Source organism: Mesorhizobium sp. M7A.F.Ca.CA.004.06.1.1 (assembly GCF_003999135.1).
Classification (GTDB): Bacteria; Pseudomonadota; Alphaproteobacteria; order Rhizobiales; family Rhizobiaceae; genus Mesorhizobium.
The window spans coordinates 1-20442 of sequence record NZ_RZPQ01000021.1 but is presented as its reverse complement, the minus strand read 5'-3'; the positions used below and the strand labels follow the sequence as shown (position 1 = coordinate 20442).

The window sequence follows — 20442 nt, the reverse complement described above, 5'->3', positions numbered from 1 at the left end:
TCTATTCCCCTATTCCCCTACTCCCCTACTCCCTGCGAGCATCATGCCTTACCAATCCCCAATTTCCCCCGGCCGTTCCTGGTACGAGGACACGGCGGGACCGAGGCCCGAATATCCCGGACTGGATGGCGACCGGACATGCGATGTCGTCATCATTGGTGGCGGCTTCACCGGGCTGTCGGCGGCGGCGCATCTGGCCAAGGCAGGCACCAATGTCGTGCTGATCGACGCGTACCGCTTCGGCGATGGCGCCTCCGGGCGCAATGGCGGGCAGCTCGGCACCGGCCAGCGCGCCTGGGCCGAGGACCTGGAATCCGAGTATGGCTTGGCCCGCGCCAAGGCGCTGTTTGATCTTGCCGAAGAGGCCAAGGCGCATCTCCTCGAATTCACTGCCGCCAACCAGATCGATATCGACTATATGCCGGGCCAGCTCTCGGTGGCGCACAAGCCCCGCTATGTCGACGACTACAAGGCGCATGCCGAGATCATGGCGAGCCGTTTTGCCTACCCGCATATCTCGTTCATGGATGCCAGGGAGACGGCGGAGCGGTTGGGCTCGACCGCCTATTTCGGCGGCACGCGCGACACCGGCACCGGCCACATCCATCCGATGAAGCTGGTGATCGGCACGGCGCGGGTGGCAGCGCTTGCAGGCGCGCAGCTGTTCGAGGGGACGCCGTCGACCGGCATCATGTCCAGTGGCGGCAAGGTCAAGGTTTCGACACCGAGAGGGACGGTGATGGCCCAGAAATGCCTGATAGCGGTCAACGCCTATGGCGGCACGCTCGAGCCGGTGAGTGCGGCGCACATCATGCCGATCGGTTCCTTCATCGGTGCGACCGTGCCTCTGGGAGCGCACTCGAACGTTTTGCCGGGCGGCGAGGCGGTCGACGATTCCCGCTTCGTCGTGCGCTATTTCCGCAGATCGAAGGACGGGCGGCTGCTGTTTGGCGGACGCGAGGTCTATGGCGTCAACGATCCCTGGGATATCCACATTCACATCCGCCGCCAGATCGCGGAACTCTATCCGGCGCTCGGGGATGTCGAGATCACGCATGGGTGGGGCGGCTATGTCGGCATCACTGTGCCGAGAAAGCCTTTCGTGCGCGAAGTGATGCCCAATGTGATCTCGGCCGGCGGCTATTCCGGCCACGGCGTCATGCTGTCGAACTATTTCGGTAAACTCTATGCTGAAACCGTTGCCGGCAACCGCGACCGGCTGAAGCTGATCGAGGATCTGAAAATCCCGCCGTTCCCCGGCGGTCGGCGCTTCCGCACGCCGCTGCTGTTCCTGGCGCTCAACTGGTTTGCGTTGAGGGACAGGATCTAGCCGACCGACCTGATGTAATATTGTAATATTCATTGTAACATTTGTTGCCCGTGCGACGCATTGCGCAATTTCCCGCAAAGGCGCAGAATCCCCTATAATGGCGTACTGATGCCACAATCGCAGGCGAAAGCTGCCGGTTCTGGGCGATTGTTCGGGGATTGTTGCGGGACTGCCCGCGTTGTTTTTGGGACCTATGCGGATCAGACGCCGGACTTCCGGCACCGACCGAGAGAACGTCGGCCCGCTTATGGAGGTGGCAAGAGTGAGAGAGCCCTTCAGTTTCGGTACGCCGGAACGTCGGCGCTTTGCCATGCAGTTCGGATACGATATGCGGCCGTCCTTCTGGCAGGAAGTCCGTTCGAACTCGCATCTGGTGATCGCCGCGATCGGCACCGCCGCGCTGCTTGGCGTCGCCGCCGTGGCGCTGTGGCTGGCATTGCCGGCCAGCGACAGACAAGCGGCAGCGAGCCCCGAGCAGACAATTCCAACGGTTCCGGTGAAGACGACGAAAATAACCCCGGTTGGGGCCGCGGTCGCCGCGGCAGCCGTGCCGCAGGCGCGCAAGTCCGACGCAATTCCAACAACCGTGGCGGCCGCGCAGGCCAACATCCCCGCACTCGCCGCCAATGACCCGCGCTGGACCGGTTCCCAGCCGAAGGACGCATCCGCGTCCGATTCGACCGCTCCCAAGGCAGCGGACAAGCAAGCGGCGGCATTCGCACAGCCGGCAGCCGCTACCGATGCTGCCACCGAACTTGCCAAGGTAGCCGCGCCCAACGCAGCCGCGGGCAACCACCCCGACGGCGCACAAACCGCCGCCATCCCCGCGGTGCAGCCGCAAGAGCCAGCGGCAGAGGGGGATGACAGCCAAGCCAAGGCGAAGCCGAGGAAAGCCGCAGCCGCCGGAACAGGGCGCATCCTGAGGGCCGTGACCATGCGAAGCGGCCCGAAGAAAAATGCCGCCGCCATCGGTACGGTGCCAGCCAAAACCTCGGTGCAGGTGAAGAGCTGCAAGCAATGGTGCCAGATCACCTACAACGGCAAGACCGGCTGGATCTACAAGAGTTACATCAAGACCGGCGCGTGACGCCTGGCACTTTCAGATGCAGCGGCCGCCATCGACCTCCAGCGCCACGCCGGTGATGAAGGCGGCCTCGTCCGAGGCCAGCCAGAGTGCGGCGTTGGCGATGTCGAGCGGCGTCGAAAGCCGGCCGAGCGGGATCGATGCGCGGAACTTCTCGCGGATTTCGGGCGTATCGGCGCCCATGAATTTCTCCAGCATGCCGGTCTCGCCGGCAACCGGGCAGAGGCAGTTGACGCGGATGTTCTTCGGCGCCAGTTCGACCGCCATCGACTTGGTGGCGGTGATCGCCCAGCCTTTCGACGCATTGTACCAGGTGAGGCCGGGGCGCGGCCGCAGACCCGCGGTGGAGGCCGTGGTCAGGATGACGCCGCCGCCCTGCCGCTCCATGATCGGCACCACGGCGAGTGCCGCGTGATAGATCGCCTTCATGTTGACTGATGTTATCAGGTCGAAGGTCTCCTCGTCGACATTGAGCATATCGCCGTTGCGATGGGTGTAGCCGGCATTGTTGACCATGATGTCGATGCGGCCGAAGGCGCTTTTGGCGGCATAGACCATCTCGTCGAATTCGGAGCGTAGCGAGACATCGGTCTGGGTCCAGATCGCCGCTTCTCCGATCTCGCCGGCGACGCGTTCCGCGCCCCTGGCGTTGAGGTCGGCGACAACGACCCTGGCACCCTCCTGCGCAAAGCGCCTGGCGATGCCCTCGCCAAAACCCGACGCAGCACCGGTGATGATCGCAACCTTGTTTTCCAGACGCATGTTTTTTCCGCTCACTATTGGTGACGATCAACGGGCACGTCATTGGCGCTCATCCGCGCAAAGCCACGGCTTCTGACTGGATTGGCCGAAAGATGTGGAGCCATCGCCGATTTCTCCTTTGGCTTTCGCGTCAATCCCGCTCTATGCTGCAACTGCGAAGGCTTCCGGAGCCGCGCCTTCGACAAGCCTCCGGGTCATCGGACTGTCAAGGGGCAGGCGCATACACCCAGATGTGACACCATGGCACTGGAAAATTTAAATCGATTAGATTATATCAGCCGCGTCACAGCGACCGGCGTCAAAGCGGACAGACCATGACCAGCCAGATCATCCCCGTCGAGCCTTTCGACTTCATCATTTTCGGCGGCACCGGCGATCTGTCGGAACGCAAGCTTCTGCCGTCGCTCTATTATCGCCAGCGCGACCATCAGTTTTCGGAGCCGACACGCATCATCGGCACATCGCGCTCGAAAATGAGCGACGAAGAATTCCAGGCCTTCGCCAAACAGGCGATCTCCGAGCACGTCAAACCGGCCGACATCGACGCCAAGGAACTGAAGACTTTCCTGGCGCGGCTGTCCTACGTCTCGGCCGATGCGACGAGCGGCGCCGGATTCGACAAGCTCAAGAAGGCGATCGGCGACAGCGACCGCATTCGAGCCTTCTACCTGGCGGTGGCGCCGGCGCTGTTCGGCGACATCTCGCACAAGCTGAAAGAGCACAATCTGATCACGCCGAACTCGCGCATCGTGCTGGAAAAGCCGATCGGCCGCGACCTCGATTCGGCACGCAAGCTCAACGACCTGGTCGGCGACGACTTCCACGAAAGCCAGATCTTCCGCATCGACCATTATCTCGGCAAGGAGACGGTGCAGAACCTGATGGCGCTGCGCTTCGCCAACGCGCTCTACGAGCCGTTGTGGAATTCAGCCCACATCGACCATGTCCAGATCACCGTGGCCGAGACCGTCGGCCTGGAAGACCGCGTCACCTATTACGACAAGGCCGGCGCGCTGCGCGACATGGTGCAGAACCATATGCTGCAGCTGCTGTGCCTCGTCGCCATGGAAGCGCCATCGTCGATGGATGCCGACGCCGTGCGCGACGAAAAGCTGAAGGTGCTGCGGGCACTGAAGCGCATCAACGGCAACGAGGCGCCAAAGCACACCGTGCGCGGGCAGTATCGCGCCGGGGCTTCGGCCGGCGGACCGGTGAAAGGCTATGTCGAGGAACTCGGCAAGGACAGCAACACCGAAACCTTCGTCGCCATCAAGGCCGAGATCGGCAATTGGCGCTGGTCGGGCGTTCCGTTCTATCTCCGCACCGGCAAGCGGCTGGCGACGCGGGTTTCGGAAATCATCATCGAATTCAAGCCGATCCCGCATTCGATCTTCGGCGACAGCGCCGGACCGATCTTCGCCAACCAGCTGGTCATCCGGCTACAGCCCGACGAAGGCGTCAAGCAGTTCATCATGATCAAGGATCCGGGTCCGGGCGGCATGCGGCTGCGCCAGATCTCGCTCGACATGAGTTTTGCGCAGTCCTTCGACGGCCGCGCACCGGACGCCTATGAGCGGCTGATCATGGACGTCATCCGTGGCAACCAGACCCTGTTCATGCGCCGTGACGAAGTCGAGGCGGCGTGGAAATGGATCGACCCGATCCAGAATGCCTGGGAAAGTGCCAGGCAGGAGGCGCAGGGCTACACGGCGGGCACCTGGGGGCCATCGGCCTCGATAGCACTGATCGAGCGTGACGGGCGGACATGGCACGAGAGCAATTGAACAGCGCCGCCTACAGCTGGAACGGCTTCGCCGGGCGCCAGGAACTGGCGGCCGCCCTTGCAGATCATGCTGCAGGCAGACTGACCAAGGCGATCGCCGAGCGCGGCACGGGGTTGCTCGCCGTCTCCGGCGGCACCACGCCGGCAAAATTCTTCGCCGCCCTTTCAGCGATACCCATCGCCTGGGACAAGGTGATCGTGACGCTGGTCGACGAGCGTTTCGTGCCGGCCTCCTCGCCACGCTCCAATGCCGGGCTGGTGACCGCCAATCTGTTGCAGAACGCGGCCAAGGCGGCTCGTTTCGTGCCGCTCTATCACGAAGCCACCAGCATCGAGGATGCGGCCTCGTCCGATGATGCAGCGCTCCGGTCCTTGCCATGGCCGCTCGATGTCGTCGTGCTCGGCATGGGGCCGGACGGCCACACCGCCTCGTTCTTTCCCGATGCCGACGATCTGGCGACGCTGCTCGACCCGTCTTCCGACAGGATCGTGCTGCCGGTTCATGCGGCAAGTGCGGGCGAGCCGCGGCTGACCCTGTCGCTGGCGCGCATCGTCGAAGCCGGCTTCATCGCGCTGCACATAGAGGGTGAGGACAAGCGTATCGCCTTCGACGGCGCGGTGGCGCCCGGGCCGCGAAAGCCAATCCGTGCCGTGCTCGACGCAGCGCATAAGCCCGTAGAGGTTTTCTGGGCCCCCTGAATCTCGATTTACTCTGGTCCCGGCAAACGGCGGGAGGATGTTTCCGGGACCTCGCCTGAAAGGACCGACCGCCATGACCGCCAGACGCGACATCGAAGCCATCACCGAACGCATCCGCCAGCGCTCAAAGCCAGGCCGCGAGCGTTATCTCGGCCGCATCGCCGAGGCATCGAACCGCACCGCCAACCGGGCTGTGCTGTCGTGCGGCAATCTCGCCCACGGCTTTGCGGTGTGCAGCCCCTCGGAAAAGCTCGCGCTGGGCGCCGACAAGGTGCCGAACCTCGGCATCATCACCTCCTACAACGACATGCTGTCGGCGCATCAGCCGTTCGAGACCTTCCCCGCGCTGATCAAGGACGCGGCGCGCGAAGCCGGCGGCATTGCCCAGGTGGCCGGCGGCGTGCCGGCCATGTGCGACGGCGTCACCCAGGGCCAGCCCGGCATGGAGTTGTCGCTGTTTTCGCGCGACGTGATCGCCATGGCCGCCGCGATCGGCCTGTCGCACAACATGTTCGACGCCGCCGTCTATCTCGGCGTCTGCGACAAGATCGTGCCGGGGCTGGTCATCGCGGCACTCACCTTCGGCCATCTGCCGGCGGTGTTCATTCCGGCCGGACCGATGACGACCGGCCTGCCCAATGACGAGAAGGCCAAGGTCCGCCAGCTCTACGCCGAGGGCAAGGCCGGGCGCGCCGAACTGCTGGAAGCCGAGTCCAAATCCTATCATGGGCCGGGCACCTGCACCTTCTACGGCACGGCGAATTCCAACCAGATGCTGATGGAGATCATGGGCCTGCACACGCCGGGCGCTTCCTTCGTCAACCCCGGCACGCCGCTGCGCGAGGCGCTGACCCGCGAGGCGACGAAGCGGGCGCTGGCGATCACCGCGCTCGGCAACGCCTATACGCCTGTCGGCCGGATGATCGACGAGCGCTCGATCGTCAACGGCATCGTCGGCCTGCACGCCACCGGCGGCTCGACCAATCACACCATCCACCTGATCGCCATGGCGGCGGCGGCCGGCATAGCCATCACCTGGCAGGATATTTCCGACCTTTCGGAAGCCGTGCCGCTGCTGGCGCGGGTCTATCCGAACGGCCTCGCCGACGTGAACCATTTCCACGCCGCCGGCGGGCTCGGCTTCCTGATCCGCGAACTGCTCGACGAAGGCATCCTGCATGAGGATGTGCAGACGGTGTGGGGCGAAGGCCTGCGGCCCTATGCGGTCGAGGCAAAGCTCGGCGCCGACGGCAGCGTGGTGCGCGAGGCCTCGCCGAAGGCAAGCGGCGACGAAAAAGTGCTGGCGCCGTTCAACAAGGCATTCCAGGCGACCGGCGGCCTGAAGGTGCTGTCAGGCAATCTCGGCCACGCCGTCATCAAGACTTCCGCGGTGAAGCCGGAGCGGCGTATCATCGAGGCGCCGGCCAGGGTCTTCGACAGCCAGCAAGGGCTGAACGATGCGTTCAAGGCAGGCACGCTGACCGGTGATTTCATCGCCGTCATCCGCTTCCAGGGGCCGAAGGCCAATGGCATGCCGGAACTGCACAAGCTGACCACCGTGCTCGGCATCCTGCAGGATCGCGGCCAGCGCGTCGCGCTGGTCACCGACGGGCGCATGTCGGGCGCCTCCGGCAAGGTGCCGGCGGCGATCCATGTGACGCCGGAAGCGGTCGAGGAGGGTCCTATCGCCAGGATCCACGAAGGCGACATCATCCGGCTCGACGCCGAAGCCGGCACACTCGAAGTCCTGGTGCCGGCCGGGGAGTTCGCCTTGCGCCGGACGGCGGATGCCGATCTTATCGGCAACGAGTTCGGCTTCGGCCGCGAACTGTTTGCCGGCTTCCGGCAATTGGTCGGCCGCGCCGACCATGGCGCCAGCGCCTTCGGCACCGCTTGACGGCAGTTCTGCGTCGTTCATGAAAAAGGGCGGCACATGGCCGCCCTCTTGCGGTTGTGCATACGATTCTATTGCACGGTTAGCTCGGCTCGCTCGCCGGCCTTGACCGTCACGTTGCCTTCTTTCGAACTGTTGTCGGATTTCTCCGAAACCACGGCGTAGTCGCCCGCCGGGATCGCTGCCTGATACTTCTGGTCGAATGCATAGCCAAGCGACTTGCGGTTGCCGTTGATGTCCTTCTTGGCCTCGAAAATCTCGATCTTCGAGGCTCCGGGCGCGGTGATCGCCAGCACGCCGGCATTCATTGCGACCTTCAGATCCTGAAATTCGCCCACCTTGACGGTGAACGGCTGCTCGACGACGGCGAGATCAACCGTCGCAATCAACACATAGTCATCGGGCGGCAGATCGAATTTGCTGTCGGGTCCGTAGGCATAGGTCACCTCGTCCCTGGTTCCATCGATCTTCTTTTTTGCCTTGAGCACCTTGAAGCCGATGCCTGAACCGTCCGCCTTGTCGCCGCCCGCAGCATAGTAAGCATTGGCAACGACATGGCCAACACCGGCAACCATGTCCTTTTCCACGGTCTTGCCGGCAGCCAGCGGAATCGTCTCGGTAGCCACGCCCTGCCCGATCGTGACAGTCACCTTCTGGTCGCCGGCCGGCAACACGGCTTTCGTCGTCCCATAGAAGGTGGCGGGCATGTCGGCACCAGGATAGTCGATGACGACAGCCGCGCCATCGACGACATCCGCCCCCTCGCTCGGTCGCGGATGGATGATGAGCGTGCCGGCATTCAAGTTGAAGAGAGGCTTGTAGACCTGGCCTGCCTCGATCTTGACCTTCTGCTCGGTCTTCGCCTGGCCGTCACTGGCCACGACGATATAGTCGCCCAGTTCCAGATTGGCCTTGTAGGCGCCGTATTCGGTGCTGACGTAGTCGCCGCGCGTACCGTCGGGTTTCGCCTTGTAGATTTCCCAGGCGTTGCCGTCGGTGACGGGATCGCCGCCCTCGGCAAGCACTGCTATCGGCTGGAAATTGAAGTCCGGTTTGGCCAGCTCCGGTGCGGGCGCTGGCTCCGGTGCCGGAGCGGGTGCCGGTTCCGGCACCGGCGCCGCCACGGTCTCGGCAAGCGCCTCCTGCAGCGCCTTCTCGTCGGAGGCCTGGATGTATTTGCCGCCGGTGTTGTCGGCGAGGCAGGCGATCTGCCGGCCCTCATCGGCGGTCAGGCCGAAACCGACGACATCGGCGGTGAAGTCGACGCCGGATGCCTCGAGCTCCTTGCCAAGCGCGCAAGGGTCGCCGCCGCATGTTTCGAGCCCGTCGGTGATGAGCACGACGGTCGCCTTGTCCTCGGTGTATTTCAGCGCCTCGGCCGCCTGTTTGACCGCCGCCGTCAGCGGCGTCTTGCCGAGGAATTTCAGGCTGTCGGCAGCGGCCGAAATGGCGCTGCCCGAACCTGCCTGCGGCGGCACGATCAGCTGGATGTCGTCGCAGCTGCCCTTTTCACGGTGGCCATAGGCCATAAAGCCGATGTCGTCGTCGGTGGGGACCGATTGAAGCACGGTTCGAAGCGACTCTCGGGCGATTTCGAGCTTGGGCTTGCCGTCGATCTGCGCCCACATCGAGCCGGACGCATCGAGAATGATGATGACCTTGTTTGCGGCGAAGCCGAAGGTCGTCATCGACAAAAGGAGGATCGCCGCAGCGACGCCCCGTGCAAGTCCCGCCATCGAAATCTCCTAAATCCGCCCCTGATCCGGGCGGCAAGCTATTTGACGCGGCGCCGGGACACAAGTCCGGGCAGCCAGGTGCGTCGGGCCCGAACCCAGCTTAACAAAAGTCGTGATGACAGCCAGTTCGGGGTGTCGGCAGTGCCGATGGCTTTCCATGATAGGAATTTTTTCTTGACTGGATGCACTCAGCTATGGTACATTTTTGCCCATGGTGCTGATTTGCGCCGGTGACCCGCCGCTCAGGCGGGTTTTTCGTTTGATGCACCCAGCCTACGCGCCGGCGAAGGCTCCGAAGGAACCCGTTACCCGAATTCGCTACCCTGGCCCGATGCGCCGGGGCGCCGAACTTTTCAGCGGAAGCGGAATTCAGTAAGTCGTGCGGCGCTCTTCCGAGGGCGGCCTGCCGAATTGCAGCCGGTAGCTTTGGGCGAAGTAGGAATGCGAGGTGAAGCCGGTCGCTATCGCCACATCGAGGATCGGCATGTTGGTCTGGCGCAGCAGTTCGCGCGCCCGCTCCAGCCGCAACCGCATGTAATAACGGCCGGGCGTGACGCTGAGATGGCGCAGAAACAGGCGCTCGACCTGACGCACCGACAGACCGGCGGATTTGGCCAGCTGCACCGCCGACAGCGGCTCGTCGAGGTGGTCGGCCATCAGTTCGACGATGCGTCTGAGCTTCTCCGACTTGCCGGTCAGGTCGCGTTCCGGGCCGACGCGCTGGCGGTCGCCGGCCGAGCGGATGCGTTCGTGCTGGAACTGGTTGGCGACGCCATTGGCGAGGTTCGAGCCGAAATCGCCGCGCACGATCTCCAGCATCAGGTCGATCGAAGTGGTGCCGCCGGCGCAGGTGTAGCGCTTGCGGTCGATCTCGAAGACATTGCCGGTGCAGTTGATATCGGGGAAGCGTTCGACGAAGCCGGCGCGATTTTCCCAATGGATGGTGCAGCGATAGCCTTCGAGCTGGCCGGCCTCGGCCAGCAGGTAGGAGCCGACCGACAGGGCACCCAGCGCATTGCCGCGCCGGCCCCAGCTGCGCAGTGCCGCCAGCACCTTGCTCTTGCCGGGAAATTCCGTCGTCAGCCCGACCGAGACGAAAAGGATATCGACCGGCGGCAGGTCGGCAACGGCGTAGTCGATCTTGAGCGGCAGGCCATTGGAAGCCATCACCGGATCGCCATCGGCCGACACCGTCGTCCAACCGTAGAAGTCGCGGCCAAGCAACCGGTTCGCCGACCGGAACGTATCGATCGCGGCAGCCAGCGAGAACATGGAGAACTTGTCTACCAGCAGGAATGCGAACTGCCGCCCGCCTTGAACGGGGTCCGTGATGACCGGCCGTTCTGAGGGAACACTGGGGTTCGGCAAAGCTGCGGCTTTCTGGCGGGTCAGAAGGACGGCCGTTTCAATCCGGCCGCTAGGTAGGCCGAGGCTAACGTATTGGCCATCAGCATGGCAATGGTCATCGGCCCGACACCGCCGGGAACCGGCGTGATGGCGCCGGCGGCCTTAGCCGCTTCGGCATAGGCGACATCGCCGACGAGGCGGGACTTGCCCTCGCCCTTTTCCGGCGCCGGAATGCGGTTGATGCCGACATCGATGACGGTGGCGCCGGGCTTCACCCAATCACCCCTGATCATCTCCGGCCTGCCGACGGCCGCGACAAGGATATCGGCGGTGCGGGCCAAGGCGGGCAGATCCCTGGTGCGGCTGTGGGCGATGGTGACGGTGCAGTTGGCGGCAAGCAGCAGGTTGGCCATCGGCTTGCCGACGATGTTGGAGCGGCCGACGACGACGGCGTTGAGGCCGGACAGGTCCTTGCCGCGCACCCGCTCGATCAGAAGCATAGAGCCGGCCGGCGTGCAAGGCACGAAGGCTGTCTCGAGTTCACCGGTGCCGAGCTTGCCGACATTGATGAAATGGAAGCCGTCGACATCCTTTTCCGGCGCGATGGTCTGGATGATCTTGCCGGCGTCGATATGGGCCGGCAGCGGAAGCTGCACGAGGATGCCGTTGATGGCCGGATCGGCGTTGAGATCGCCGATGATCTTCAGCAACGCCGGTTCCGAGGTTTCGGCCGGCAGCGTGTGCTGGACGGAATGAAAGCCGCATTCCTTGGCGGTGCGCGACTTGGACGCGACATAGACCTGGCTGGCCGGGTCCTCGCCGACGATAACCACGGCAAGACCCGGCTTGGCCTGGCCCTTGGCGACAAGCTCAGCCGTCAGGGTCTTGACCGACCCCACAACGTCGCCGGCAACGCTCTTGCCATCAATCACTTCGGCCATGGACTACCCTCAACACCAGAATGCCCAAGCGCGTCGCTTGCGGAAGCGACGCGCTTTTCGATCTTTCACAGCGTGGCATTTTCACGAAAATTCCAACATGCAATCCCGCCAAAGCGCCGTCCCATGCCGTTTACGCGAAACCGGCATGTTTTTGTACGGCACAGCGCAGATTTTTGTGGCTCAGAAGTAGCGACGCCGCACGCGGCTCTCGGTCAGTTCGCGAACCGCTTCGCGGAATTCGCGCAGGCTGGCGCGGATTTCCTCGATTGGCGCTTGCTGCTCGGCATCCTCCGCGGCCCGCGACGGCTCCGCCGATCGCTGATGAGGCTGAGGCGCCTGCTGCTGCGGGAGGGACGGCTGTGGATAGGACTCGGAAGCAGGCTGAGCCGGATCGGGCTGCAGCCCGGCATTGGCGGCCGGCATCGATTGCGGATAGGGATAGGCCGGCGGCTGTGCGTAGCCCAATGGCTGCGCGTAGGGATAGAGCTGCGGCCCGGAATATGGCCGCTGCTGCACCATGGGAGGCGGCAGTGGCGGCTGCGCCGTCTGCTGCGGATGGCCGCCGGGCTGGAAAGGCCGCGACGGGTATGCTGCCGCGGCCGCCTGCCGAGGCTCGAAGGCCGGCGCCGACTGGGGGTAAGCGGAGTATTGCGGATCCTGCATCGGCTTCGCGTTTTCGGCAGAGGCCCATTCAACGGTATCGAACGGCTCCTCCCGGGACGGCCTGCGTGAGACGGACTTGTGCAGCCTCGACAGCAAGGCACCGATCCGGCCGGAACCTTCGGCCGGCGAGACCTCGGCTTGCTGGACAGGCGATGGCGAGCCAGGCGGTGGTGATGCAGGCGGGGGTGTCGATGGCTGCGGCGCTGGTGGTTGTGGCGGCGCCGGCGGCGGCGCTGACCGATATGCCTTGTCTTCGTAAGGCGTCCGGTGTTCGTCCGTGCCATGGTCGCGACGCGAGCGCGAATTGGCAGTGTCACGCAGGCTCTCATAGGCGCCACGCATGGCTCCGAGGCCAATGCCGGAGGCGAAACCCAGCAACAGGCCGGCGAGCGCGACCACGACCCGCGACGGCCCGTTCGGCTCGAGCGGCGCGAAGGCCTTCGAGATCACATTGATGTTGGCTGTGTTGATGTCCTTCTGCTCGCCGGTCTCCTTGGCGCGCAGCAGATACTGTTCGTAGACGGAACGCTTGGCGGTCGCCTCGCGCTCCAGTTCGCGCATCGACACAAGGTCGCTGTTGACGTCACCGCTGCGGACCTTCAGCTGCGCCAGGCGAGAGGCAAGATCCTGTTCGAGCTGGACCGCGCGCTTGAGGTCGACCTGCAGCGACGAGCCGATGCGGCGCAGCTCCGAGGCGATGCGGTCGCGTGCGCCGGCAAGCTGGGCATTGAGCGCCTGGAGTTCGGGATGACGCGGGCCGAACCGAATGGCAGCGCGGTCAGCCTCCTGCTTGAGCGATGCATATTGCGAACGCAGATCGCTCATCGAGTTGGAGTTGATCTCCTCCGGCAAGGTACCGGTGAGAACCGAATTGACGTCGACCGAACGCGCCGAGGCCGCCCGGGCATTCAGCTCCAGCGTGCGGGCGCGGGCAACCGACAGCTGCTCGTTGAGTTTCAGCATTTCGTCATCGCTGATGAGGTGGCCCTGCGCATCGACGAGATCATGGGTAGCCCTGAAATCCTCGACCTTGCGCTCGGCCGCCTCGACCCCTTTGCGCAACTCGTCAAGCCTGGCCGTCAGTTCGTCGGTGGCGCGGCCTGCCGTGTCCGACTGTATCTGGCCGAAGGTCTGCAGGAAGACATCCGTCATCGTGTTGGCGATGAGGGCCGATTTCTCGCCATTCTGCGTGGTGGCGCTGACGGTGATGACGAAGGTCTTGCCGCCGCGCTCGACCGAAAGGCTCTCGGCCAGATTGCCGACAGCAAGTGCACGGCGGCGGGTGTCGTCGACACCCCCCGGCCCGTCATTGCGCGACAGGACGGAGCGGATGAGCGACATGACGCTGAGGCCGCCGCCGCCTTGCCCATTGAATTCCGGATCGTTGACCAGATTGAGCTTGTCGACGACCTTGTTGAGAACGGTGCCTGAGGTCAGCACCCGAACCTGGTTCTCGACGATGGCCAGCGTGGCATCGGAAGCGACGACCGACTGGGTGAGGTCACGATCGGTGAGCTTCAGGTCGCGCGGGTCGACGATCAGTTCGGTGGTGGCCTCATATTTCTTCGGCGTCGACAGCGCGATGGCAAGGCCGAGCGCGGCACCCAGTATTGTCGTCGTCACGATCAGCAGCTTCGACTTGCCGACACCGCGCACGACCTGCATCGGATCGATCAGCGGCTTCCACTGCTGGCTGTCCCTGCCGTCGTTTCGGGATACCGACGCGTCGCCTGCAGCGTAAGGTTCCGATGCATGATCGGCGCGCCGGGCGCCGGCGGTTTCGGCGGCACCAATTTGTGTCCGTGGCGTCGTTTGCGCGCGATATGATGACGAAGCTTGCTCATGATCCCCGTCGGTCACGACCGGATCCGACAGTTTCGGGTTGCGCGCCTCGCGCTGCGAACGGGCGAGGCGATGACGCGTGGCGGCATCCTCGCGCCATGACGGGTCTGCCCGGTCGCCTATCGAGACCAGGGACGCGTCGGGTTCGTCGCCGCGCACAGCCTGGCCAAGCGCCAGCAATGAGCGCTCGCGCTTCCAGTCCTCGCGGTTTTCCCTGTCGACCATCGTCTTGAACTTTACCTTTGGCGACCTGCAAACGGCGCTTGGCCATTCGTTAAGCCACGCTAAACAGGCATGGAAAACAAAAGGTTAATTTTCCCGCACCGAAGCGTCGGTTTCTCGCTTCGGTTGCATCTATTTTCGACACAGGCTTAAGCCTCCAGAACGGCACGTTAAGTTTTCCCGCCTAGGCTCTCCTTGAGAAATGACGCAGGCCAGTGACATACCGCAAAGGCGGCCCCTCGCCCGGATCGGCAGCTTTTTGGCCGAACGACGGGGGCTGCTTCGCGACTATTTCTCGGCGATCAGCGGCGCCGGCGGGCGACTGGTGTTTTCGCTGGCCTATTTCATCGCGCTGGCCAACACGCTGTCCATTTCCGAATTCGGCATGTTCGCCACCGCTTCGGCGGCCGGTGTCATGCTGTCGCGCATCCTCGCCTTCGGTTTCATCTCGGCGCTCTACCGCACCGCCACCATCCGCCCCAATCTGATCGGCACCTTTTCCGCCGGCTTCCTGCTGCTCGGCGTGCTGTCGCTGCCGCTGCTGGCCGCGGCCTCGTTCGGCGTCTACCTGCTTTTCTTCGCCGACACCGTGCCGCTGTCGGTGTTTGCGGCAATCGTCTTTGCCGAAGCGCTGCTGTGGCGGCCGGTCGAGGTGGCGCTGATCGTCAACAATGGCCTGGGCAAATTCGGCCGCGCCGCGCTGCTGGCTATCCTGGCGACCGCGTTGCGGGCGCTTGGCGCGGTGCTGTTCATGTTCTCTGCGCATCACAGCGTCTGGATATGGTCGTGGTTCTATATCGGCGCCAATGCCGCCTCGCTGCTGATTGCCTTCGGCTTCTTCTACCCCCGCCAGCGGTTGCGGCTGCGCATCGAGCTCTATCTCAGGCGATTGGCCGATTCTGTCTACGTGGCCGGCGCCGAAGTGCTGTTCTACCTGCAGATGGAGTTCGACAAGCTGCTGGTGCTGGCGATCGGCGGCCCGCATCTGGCTGGCATCTACGCCATCATTATGCGGCTGGTAGACCTGACCGCCATTCCGATCCGCACCTTCTCGATGATGCTGGTGCAGCGCATGATGCGCGCACCGGAACTGTTGTCACGGCTGGCGGTCAAGAGCGGCATCGAAGGCGGTGTGTTCGCGGTCTCCACGGCAGCGCTGCTGACGCTTGGCATCGTGCTGCATTTCTTCCCCAATGCGCTCGGCAAGAATGTCGCCGAGGCCGCGCCGCTGGTCGTGCTGGCGATCTGCGTGCCTGGCTTGCGCAATCTGGTCGAATATCAGGCCGAGCTTTTGTTCGCGCGCGGCCAGACGCTGGTGCGGGCGCTCAATCTCGGTCTGCTCGCCGCACTGAAGGCGCTGCTTTTGACCTATGTGCTGACGACCATCCTCGACACGCCGAACCTGGTGCTGTCGCTCAATGTCGTCTTCCTGCTTTTGTATCTCGCCTCGACGCTGCTCACCTATTCGGCGATGCGTAAACCGGCAAAGCCCATCTAATCCAGCCCGGTCAAACGGCGGATACGGCCGATATCGGTGCCGATGAAGGATTGCATGCCGATCGCCACCTGCTCCGGCGCCATGGCGGCAACGAAGCGGCGGAACTCGTCGTCCGACAGCGCCTCGCCGGTCCAGTGCACCCGGCAGAACTCCTCCGAACCGTGGAAGTGGCCGGCACCCTGTAGCAAATCGTCGACATAGCGGCCGTAGATCATGCATTCGGAGAATTTGCGCGCCGAGCCGACGACCTCGACCCAGTTGCGACCATGGACCTTCTCGATCTCGCCGCACATGGCCAGCACGGTGTCGCGCCGCCAGGCGATCAGCGTCGAGATGTAGTCGTGGACCGATGTCCGGGACGGATCGATGCCGAGTGCCGACCCCGCGTTGCGCGACCAGATGCGATGCTCCTCATGACCTTCGTCCGCCAGCACGCCGTCGCGGCGGAACAGCCGCGCCTTGCCGTCGCGCCAGAAGGCGGCGCAGTCGAAAGGTTTGAGGAAGGCAACATCGGAATCGCAGAAGATCAGCACATCTTGAGATGCATGCGCCGAGATGGCGATGCGACGCAATTGCTGCACGTGCCAGCCACGCAGCGGCTGGGTCTTCAGGCTGAGCCAGACGCGCCGGCGAAACAGGCTGAGCGGATCATCAAATGCGTGCAGCCAGCGCGGCAGCAATTCACGCTCGTCGACGACCGTGCGGCGGCCGGTTTCCAATTGGCGAAACAGCCTGACGTCGCGATGTTCGACCAGGATGTAATGGTGCGCCGCGCCCGAAACGTGGCGATCAAGTGTCTCGCACAGCAGGCGGCAGCGCTCGAAGTCGGGCGCGTAGCTTGCCGTCACGATGGCCGCCGTCGGTGTCTGCCGCAGCGGGCCTGGCTCGACAGCGGTGCCTGGCACGAACCTGCTGTTCACTTGACATCCTCCGCGGCTTCGGGCGCAAGCGAGAATTTCTGCCTGACGACGCGCAGCAGGAACAGTGGGTTGCCGACCACATAACGGCGCCACAGGCGGCTCGGTTCGACAGCCAACCGGAACAGCCATTCGAGCCGCAGCCGGCGCATCCACAAGGGCGCGCGGGGCACCGCGCCGCTCAGGAAATCAAGCAACGCGCCGACGGCGATCGGCAGCGTGCAGTGGCGCGCGTCGATGTGGCGTTCGATCCACAATTCCTGGCGCGGCACGCCCATGGCGACGAGCAGCACGTCGGGCCGAAGCGCGGCGATCCGGTCGACGATTTCCTGCTCCTGCGAAGCGGGGAAATAGCCGTCATGGATCACCACGAACCGGTGCTGCACCGCCAAGGCGGCCAGCTTGACCGACGCCGCTTCGGCATTGACACGCGTCGCGCCGAGCAGCCCAACGGTCAGCGGCGTCGTCGAGGCCTGCAGGAAGGCCGGGACGAAATCGGTGCCGTTGAGATTGTCGGGAAACGGCGCCCCGTAGAGGAGCCTCGCCGCCAGATCGATACCGATGCCGTCGGGCAGGATGAGGAAATCATCGAGTGCCCCGGCGAACACCGGGTCGGTATAGGCGATGTTGGCGTTGTGGGCGTTGAGGAAACTGACCTTGGTGAAGCGCCGCTCGGCAATCAACCGGTTCAGCAGGGCGATGGCATCGTTCCAGCGGACCGCAACCACCGGGATGCCAAGGATCGTCATCAGCTTGTCGAGCCCGAACGCAGCGCGGGCGGAATGCATGTTCATGCAAACGCCTCCTGCCTGGCAGGCTCAAGCTCTTCGAGGCCGAGCCGGATGGCAGCGTCGAGCGCCTTGACCTGCGAGCCCCGGAACGCGCTGCCGTCGACGTCGCGGATGTCGGCCGCCGCAGCCTCGAGAGCCCTGGCGAAGGCGACGGGATCGTCGGTGACGACGCAGTTGGCCGGACGGTGGTCGATGCCGCGCAGCGAACGGCTCGTGGCGACCGAAGGCAGGCCGAGTTCGAACGTTTCGATGGTCTTCAACTGGACGCCGCTGCCCGCGGTGCTGCCGTCATTCCGCTGATCAGCACCGCGCACGAAAGCCTGCGCGTCGGGCACGCGGCCGACAAGTTCGACACCCGGATGCTTCGAGGCGACGCCCGAAGGCATGTGGCCTGCGATGCGGATGCGGAAATCGGGCCGCAGATGCGGCACCACCTTGTCCAGGAACCAGTCGAGGCCGATGCGGTTCGGCTGCCAGGTCCAGGTGCCGATCAGGGCCGCGTCGCAGTCGATGCGGCGCGGGCCTTTCAGGGTTGGCGCCTGGGCACCGGTCACCAGCGGCAGCACCGCCGAGCGGTTGTCGGAGGCGACACCGAGTGCGGCGCGGTCTTCCTCGGCCAGGGTGAAGACGAAGCGCGCCCGGCGGCAGACACGCTCTTCGACGGCCTTGAGCAACCTCGCCTCACGACGAAACAGCAGGCGCTGGAAGAGGCTGCCGGCGGCAGCGGCGTTCTCCCGCGCCGAAAGATACTCGACATTGTGGGCAACGAAGATCGAAGGCCGCTCGGTGAACAGCTTTTCGAAGGCGCCGGCGAACTGCACGGAATTCAGCACGTAGCCGTCAACCGGTCCAGCTTGCTCGATGGCAGCGAGAACATCGCTGTCGGACACGGCGCGCAGCTTGACCGAGGCGAAGGTGAGGCCCGAAAGCAGCGCCTTGCCGACCCAGGCCAGCTTCTGCCGCGCGGAGGCATTGTCCGTGCGCACGTCGATGGCACCCAGCACCACGGTGTTTTCGGGGTCGGCCGCGGGTTTCCCCGGCCAGGTGAAACCAATGACGGTTACGCGCACGCCAGCGCGCCGCAGGGCGGCGATGATCGCAGCGTTTGCGATCTCGTAGCCCGAGGCGAGAGCACCGTCGGGCACGATCGATGTGGCGAACAGTAGATGCATCTCACCTATCCAGTGGTGTAGCCGGTAGCAAAGCGCGGTGAACCCTTGATTAAGCGAGCACATTCGACGGCCGAAAGCCTCTGCTTGCAGGCGTTCTCCGTGCAAGGTGATTAACGAAACCTTATCAACCGCGGTGCTACCAGAGCCCAACTCACCATGTGGCTGGACACGGATGATCCCTTTGCCATCGGACGGTTCGGTATCGGTCGCGGGACGCACGCCGCGGCTTGACGTCGAGGCCGTCGAAGCCGTCGTCACCTTGCCGACCTTCAAGCGTCCCGAGCAGGTGCTGGAAACGCTGGCGTCGCTGCGAGCGCAGCAAACCGGCAGGCGCTTTGCCGTGATCGTCATGGAGAACGAAGCCGAGGCGCGGGCCGGCGCCAAGGCAGCGCTGCCGCTGTTCGAGCGGGGCGAAATGTCGGGCCTGGTCATCATCGCGCATGAGCGCGGCAATTGCAGCGCCTACAATGCCGGCTGGCAGACAGCCATCCTGCAATTCCCGAACTTCAGGCATCTGCTGGTCATCGACGATGACGAGATCGCCGATCCGCAGTGGCTGGAACGGATGTGCCGGGCTGCCGAAACGCTCAGTGCCGATATTGTCGGCGGCCCGCAGGTGCCCGTGTTTGCCGACCCCGCCCATGCGCGATGGGCCGAGCATCCGGTGTTCGCGCCGCCTTATCGGGCAACCGGGCGGGTGCCGGCGCTCTATTCGTCCGGCAATCTTCTGGTCGGGCGCAACGTGCTGATCGCCATGGGTCCACCCTTTCTCGATCTCAGATTCAACTTCATGGGCGGCGGCGATTCCGACTTTCTCAGCCGGTCGGCGCAAAAGGGCTTTGTGCTGGGCTGGTGCGCCGAGGCCAAGGTGCATGAAACCGTCCCGGCCCGGCGTATCGAAGCCGACTGGATCCGGGCCCGCAGCCTGCGCAACGGTGTCATCTCGACACTGGTCGAAAAGAAGAAGCGCGCCGGCACACCGCTGGCCGGCGCCAAGGTGTTGCTGAAGAGCCTGGCACTGCTTGCCGCCTCGCCGCTTCGCGGCCTGATCCGGCTGGCGCGGACCGGATCGCCTGATATCGCCATCTACCCTGTCCATGTGGCGCTGGGCCGCGTGCTGGCCGAATTCGGATATGCCAATGAGCAATATCGCCAGCCTGAGAAAAACTGAGCGCGCGCCGCTCAGCGCCGCGTTCACGCGCGAAGGCGTGGCCACCGCCATTGCCGCGCTGCTGTTGACCGTCATCATGGTGTCCTTCCGGCCGTTCCAGCCGGGCGGCGCAGAACTCGCCGGTCAAGGCGGCGACATCGTCAACCAGCTTGGCTTCGGTTCGCTCGGCGCCATGTCGATCTTCTCGCTGATGGCCTTTGCCGATCCGCGTGTGGTGCGCTCGCTGCTCAGCCCGTCCTGGATGCTGATGCTGGGCTTCTTTTTCCTCTCGGTGATCCTGTCGACCGATCCGCCTTCGGCCATGCGCGCCGCCTCCTTCACCCTGATCGGCATCCTGACGATGGCGACGATCCTGGTGCTGCCTCGCGACGCCGAAGCCTTCTCGAAGGTGATCATCTTCACCGCCGTCGTGGTCATGGGCCTTTCCTATCTCGGGCTCATCGTTTTTCCGCATGAGGCGATGCACACCGCCGACTCGCAGGAGCCTGAGCATGCCGGCCTGTGGCGCGGCGTGTTCACCCACAAGAACATCGCCGGGCCGATCATGGCCTGCCTCAGCTTCGCGGGCCTCTATCTCTACCGGCGCGGAC

At 64.3% G+C, this 20442-nt stretch carries 15 protein-coding genes and 1 pseudogene; 8 read left to right on the top strand and 8 right to left on the bottom strand.

What is annotated here, in order from left to right; translation table 11 throughout:
* Positions 1-43: 43 nt before the first annotated feature.
* On the top strand, positions 44-1330 hold the full coding sequence (locus EN906_RS03140) for an FAD-binding oxidoreductase (protein ID WP_127268125.1): 1287 nt from the start codon (positions 44-46) through the stop codon (positions 1328-1330).
* Between the two features lie 262 nt (positions 1331-1592).
* Positions 1593-2417: an SH3 domain-containing protein gene (locus EN906_RS03135; RefSeq protein ID WP_164748959.1), complete on the top strand. Its 825-nt coding sequence runs from the start codon at positions 1593-1595 to the stop codon at positions 2415-2417.
* A 12-nt stretch (positions 2418-2429) separates the two neighbouring features.
* Here EN906_RS03135 and EN906_RS03130 read toward each other — a convergent pair whose 3' ends face one another.
* Positions 2430-3176: an SDR family oxidoreductase gene (locus EN906_RS03130; RefSeq protein ID WP_127268127.1), complete on the bottom strand. Its 747-nt coding sequence runs from the start codon at positions 3174-3176 to the stop codon at positions 2430-2432.
* A gap of 314 nt (positions 3177-3490) precedes the next feature.
* Here EN906_RS03130 and zwf point away from each other — a divergent pair, with 314 nt between their 5' ends.
* From zwf to edd, 3 genes are all read left to right on the top strand, one after another.
* Positions 3491-4960, top strand: a complete 1470-nt coding sequence (zwf, locus tag EN906_RS03125; protein WP_127268128.1) for a glucose-6-phosphate dehydrogenase — start codon at positions 3491-3493, stop codon at positions 4958-4960.
* Positions 4942-5658, top strand: a complete 717-nt coding sequence (gene pgl, locus EN906_RS03120; RefSeq protein WP_127268129.1) for a 6-phosphogluconolactonase — start codon at positions 4942-4944, stop codon at positions 5656-5658. The genes zwf and pgl overlap by 19 nt, the downstream gene beginning before the upstream one ends.
* Positions 5659-5731: 73 nt before the next feature.
* Entirely contained in the window at positions 5732-7555 is a 1824-nt protein-coding gene (gene edd, locus EN906_RS03115; protein WP_127268130.1) for a phosphogluconate dehydratase, read from the top strand.
* Between the two features lie 68 nt (positions 7556-7623).
* Here the strand turns inward: edd and EN906_RS03110 are convergent, their stop codons facing one another.
* The 4 genes from EN906_RS03110 to EN906_RS03095 form a co-directional block, all read right to left on the bottom strand.
* Positions 7624-9288 (bottom strand): VWA domain-containing protein, encoded by a 1665-nt coding sequence (locus EN906_RS03110; protein WP_127272341.1) that lies wholly within the window; start codon positions 9286-9288, stop codon positions 7624-7626.
* 369 nt (positions 9289-9657) lie between these two features.
* Positions 9658-10656 (bottom strand): GlxA family transcriptional regulator, encoded by a 999-nt coding sequence (locus EN906_RS03105; RefSeq protein WP_164748958.1) that lies wholly within the window; start codon positions 10654-10656, stop codon positions 9658-9660.
* 20 nt (positions 10657-10676) lie between these two features.
* On the bottom strand, positions 10677-11576 hold the full coding sequence (gene folD, locus EN906_RS03100; RefSeq protein WP_127269251.1) for a bifunctional methylenetetrahydrofolate dehydrogenase/methenyltetrahydrofolate cyclohydrolase FolD: 900 nt from the start codon (positions 11574-11576) through the stop codon (positions 10677-10679).
* A 180-nt stretch (positions 11577-11756) separates the two neighbouring features.
* On the bottom strand, positions 11757-14306 hold the full coding sequence (locus EN906_RS03095) for a Wzz/FepE/Etk N-terminal domain-containing protein (protein WP_127269250.1): 2550 nt from the start codon (positions 14304-14306) through the stop codon (positions 11757-11759).
* 199 nt (positions 14307-14505) lie between these two features.
* Here EN906_RS03095 and EN906_RS03090 point away from each other — a divergent pair, with 199 nt between their 5' ends.
* Complete coding sequence (locus EN906_RS03090) at positions 14506-15801, top strand: lipopolysaccharide biosynthesis protein (protein ID WP_127272343.1); 1296 nt, start codon at positions 14506-14508, stop codon at positions 15799-15801.
* Here EN906_RS03090 and EN906_RS03085 read toward each other — a convergent pair.
* The 3 genes from EN906_RS03085 to EN906_RS03075 are packed head-to-tail and all read right to left on the bottom strand — an operon-like array spanning position 15798 to position 18681.
* The gene (locus EN906_RS03085; protein WP_127271449.1) at positions 15798-16721 is read right to left on the bottom strand and encodes a DUF6492 family protein; all 924 of its coding nucleotides are present in this window, start codon (positions 16719-16721) and stop codon (positions 15798-15800) included. The genes EN906_RS03090 and EN906_RS03085 overlap by 4 nt on opposite strands.
* Positions 16718-17512 (bottom strand): WecB/TagA/CpsF family glycosyltransferase, encoded by a 795-nt coding sequence (locus tag EN906_RS03080; RefSeq protein WP_127271447.1) that lies wholly within the window; start codon positions 17510-17512, stop codon positions 16718-16720. Before EN906_RS03080 ends, EN906_RS03085 begins: the two co-directional genes overlap by 4 nt.
* On the bottom strand, positions 17509-18681 hold the full coding sequence (locus EN906_RS03075; protein WP_127375064.1) for a glycosyltransferase: 1173 nt from the start codon (positions 18679-18681) through the stop codon (positions 17509-17511). Before EN906_RS03075 ends, EN906_RS03080 begins: the two co-directional genes overlap by 4 nt.
* Before the next feature lie 172 nt (positions 18682-18853).
* Between EN906_RS03075 and EN906_RS03070 the strand changes: the two genes are divergently transcribed.
* Both EN906_RS03070 and EN906_RS03065 read left to right on the top strand, forming a co-directional pair.
* A complete protein-coding gene (locus EN906_RS03070; protein ID WP_127269839.1) occupies positions 18854-19852 on the top strand; it encodes a glycosyltransferase in 999 nt (332 codons plus the stop codon).
* Positions 19821-20442: pseudogene (locus tag EN906_RS03065) on the top strand (O-antigen ligase family protein); the annotation flags it as partial. The gene EN906_RS03070 and the pseudogene EN906_RS03065, both read left to right, overlap by 32 nt.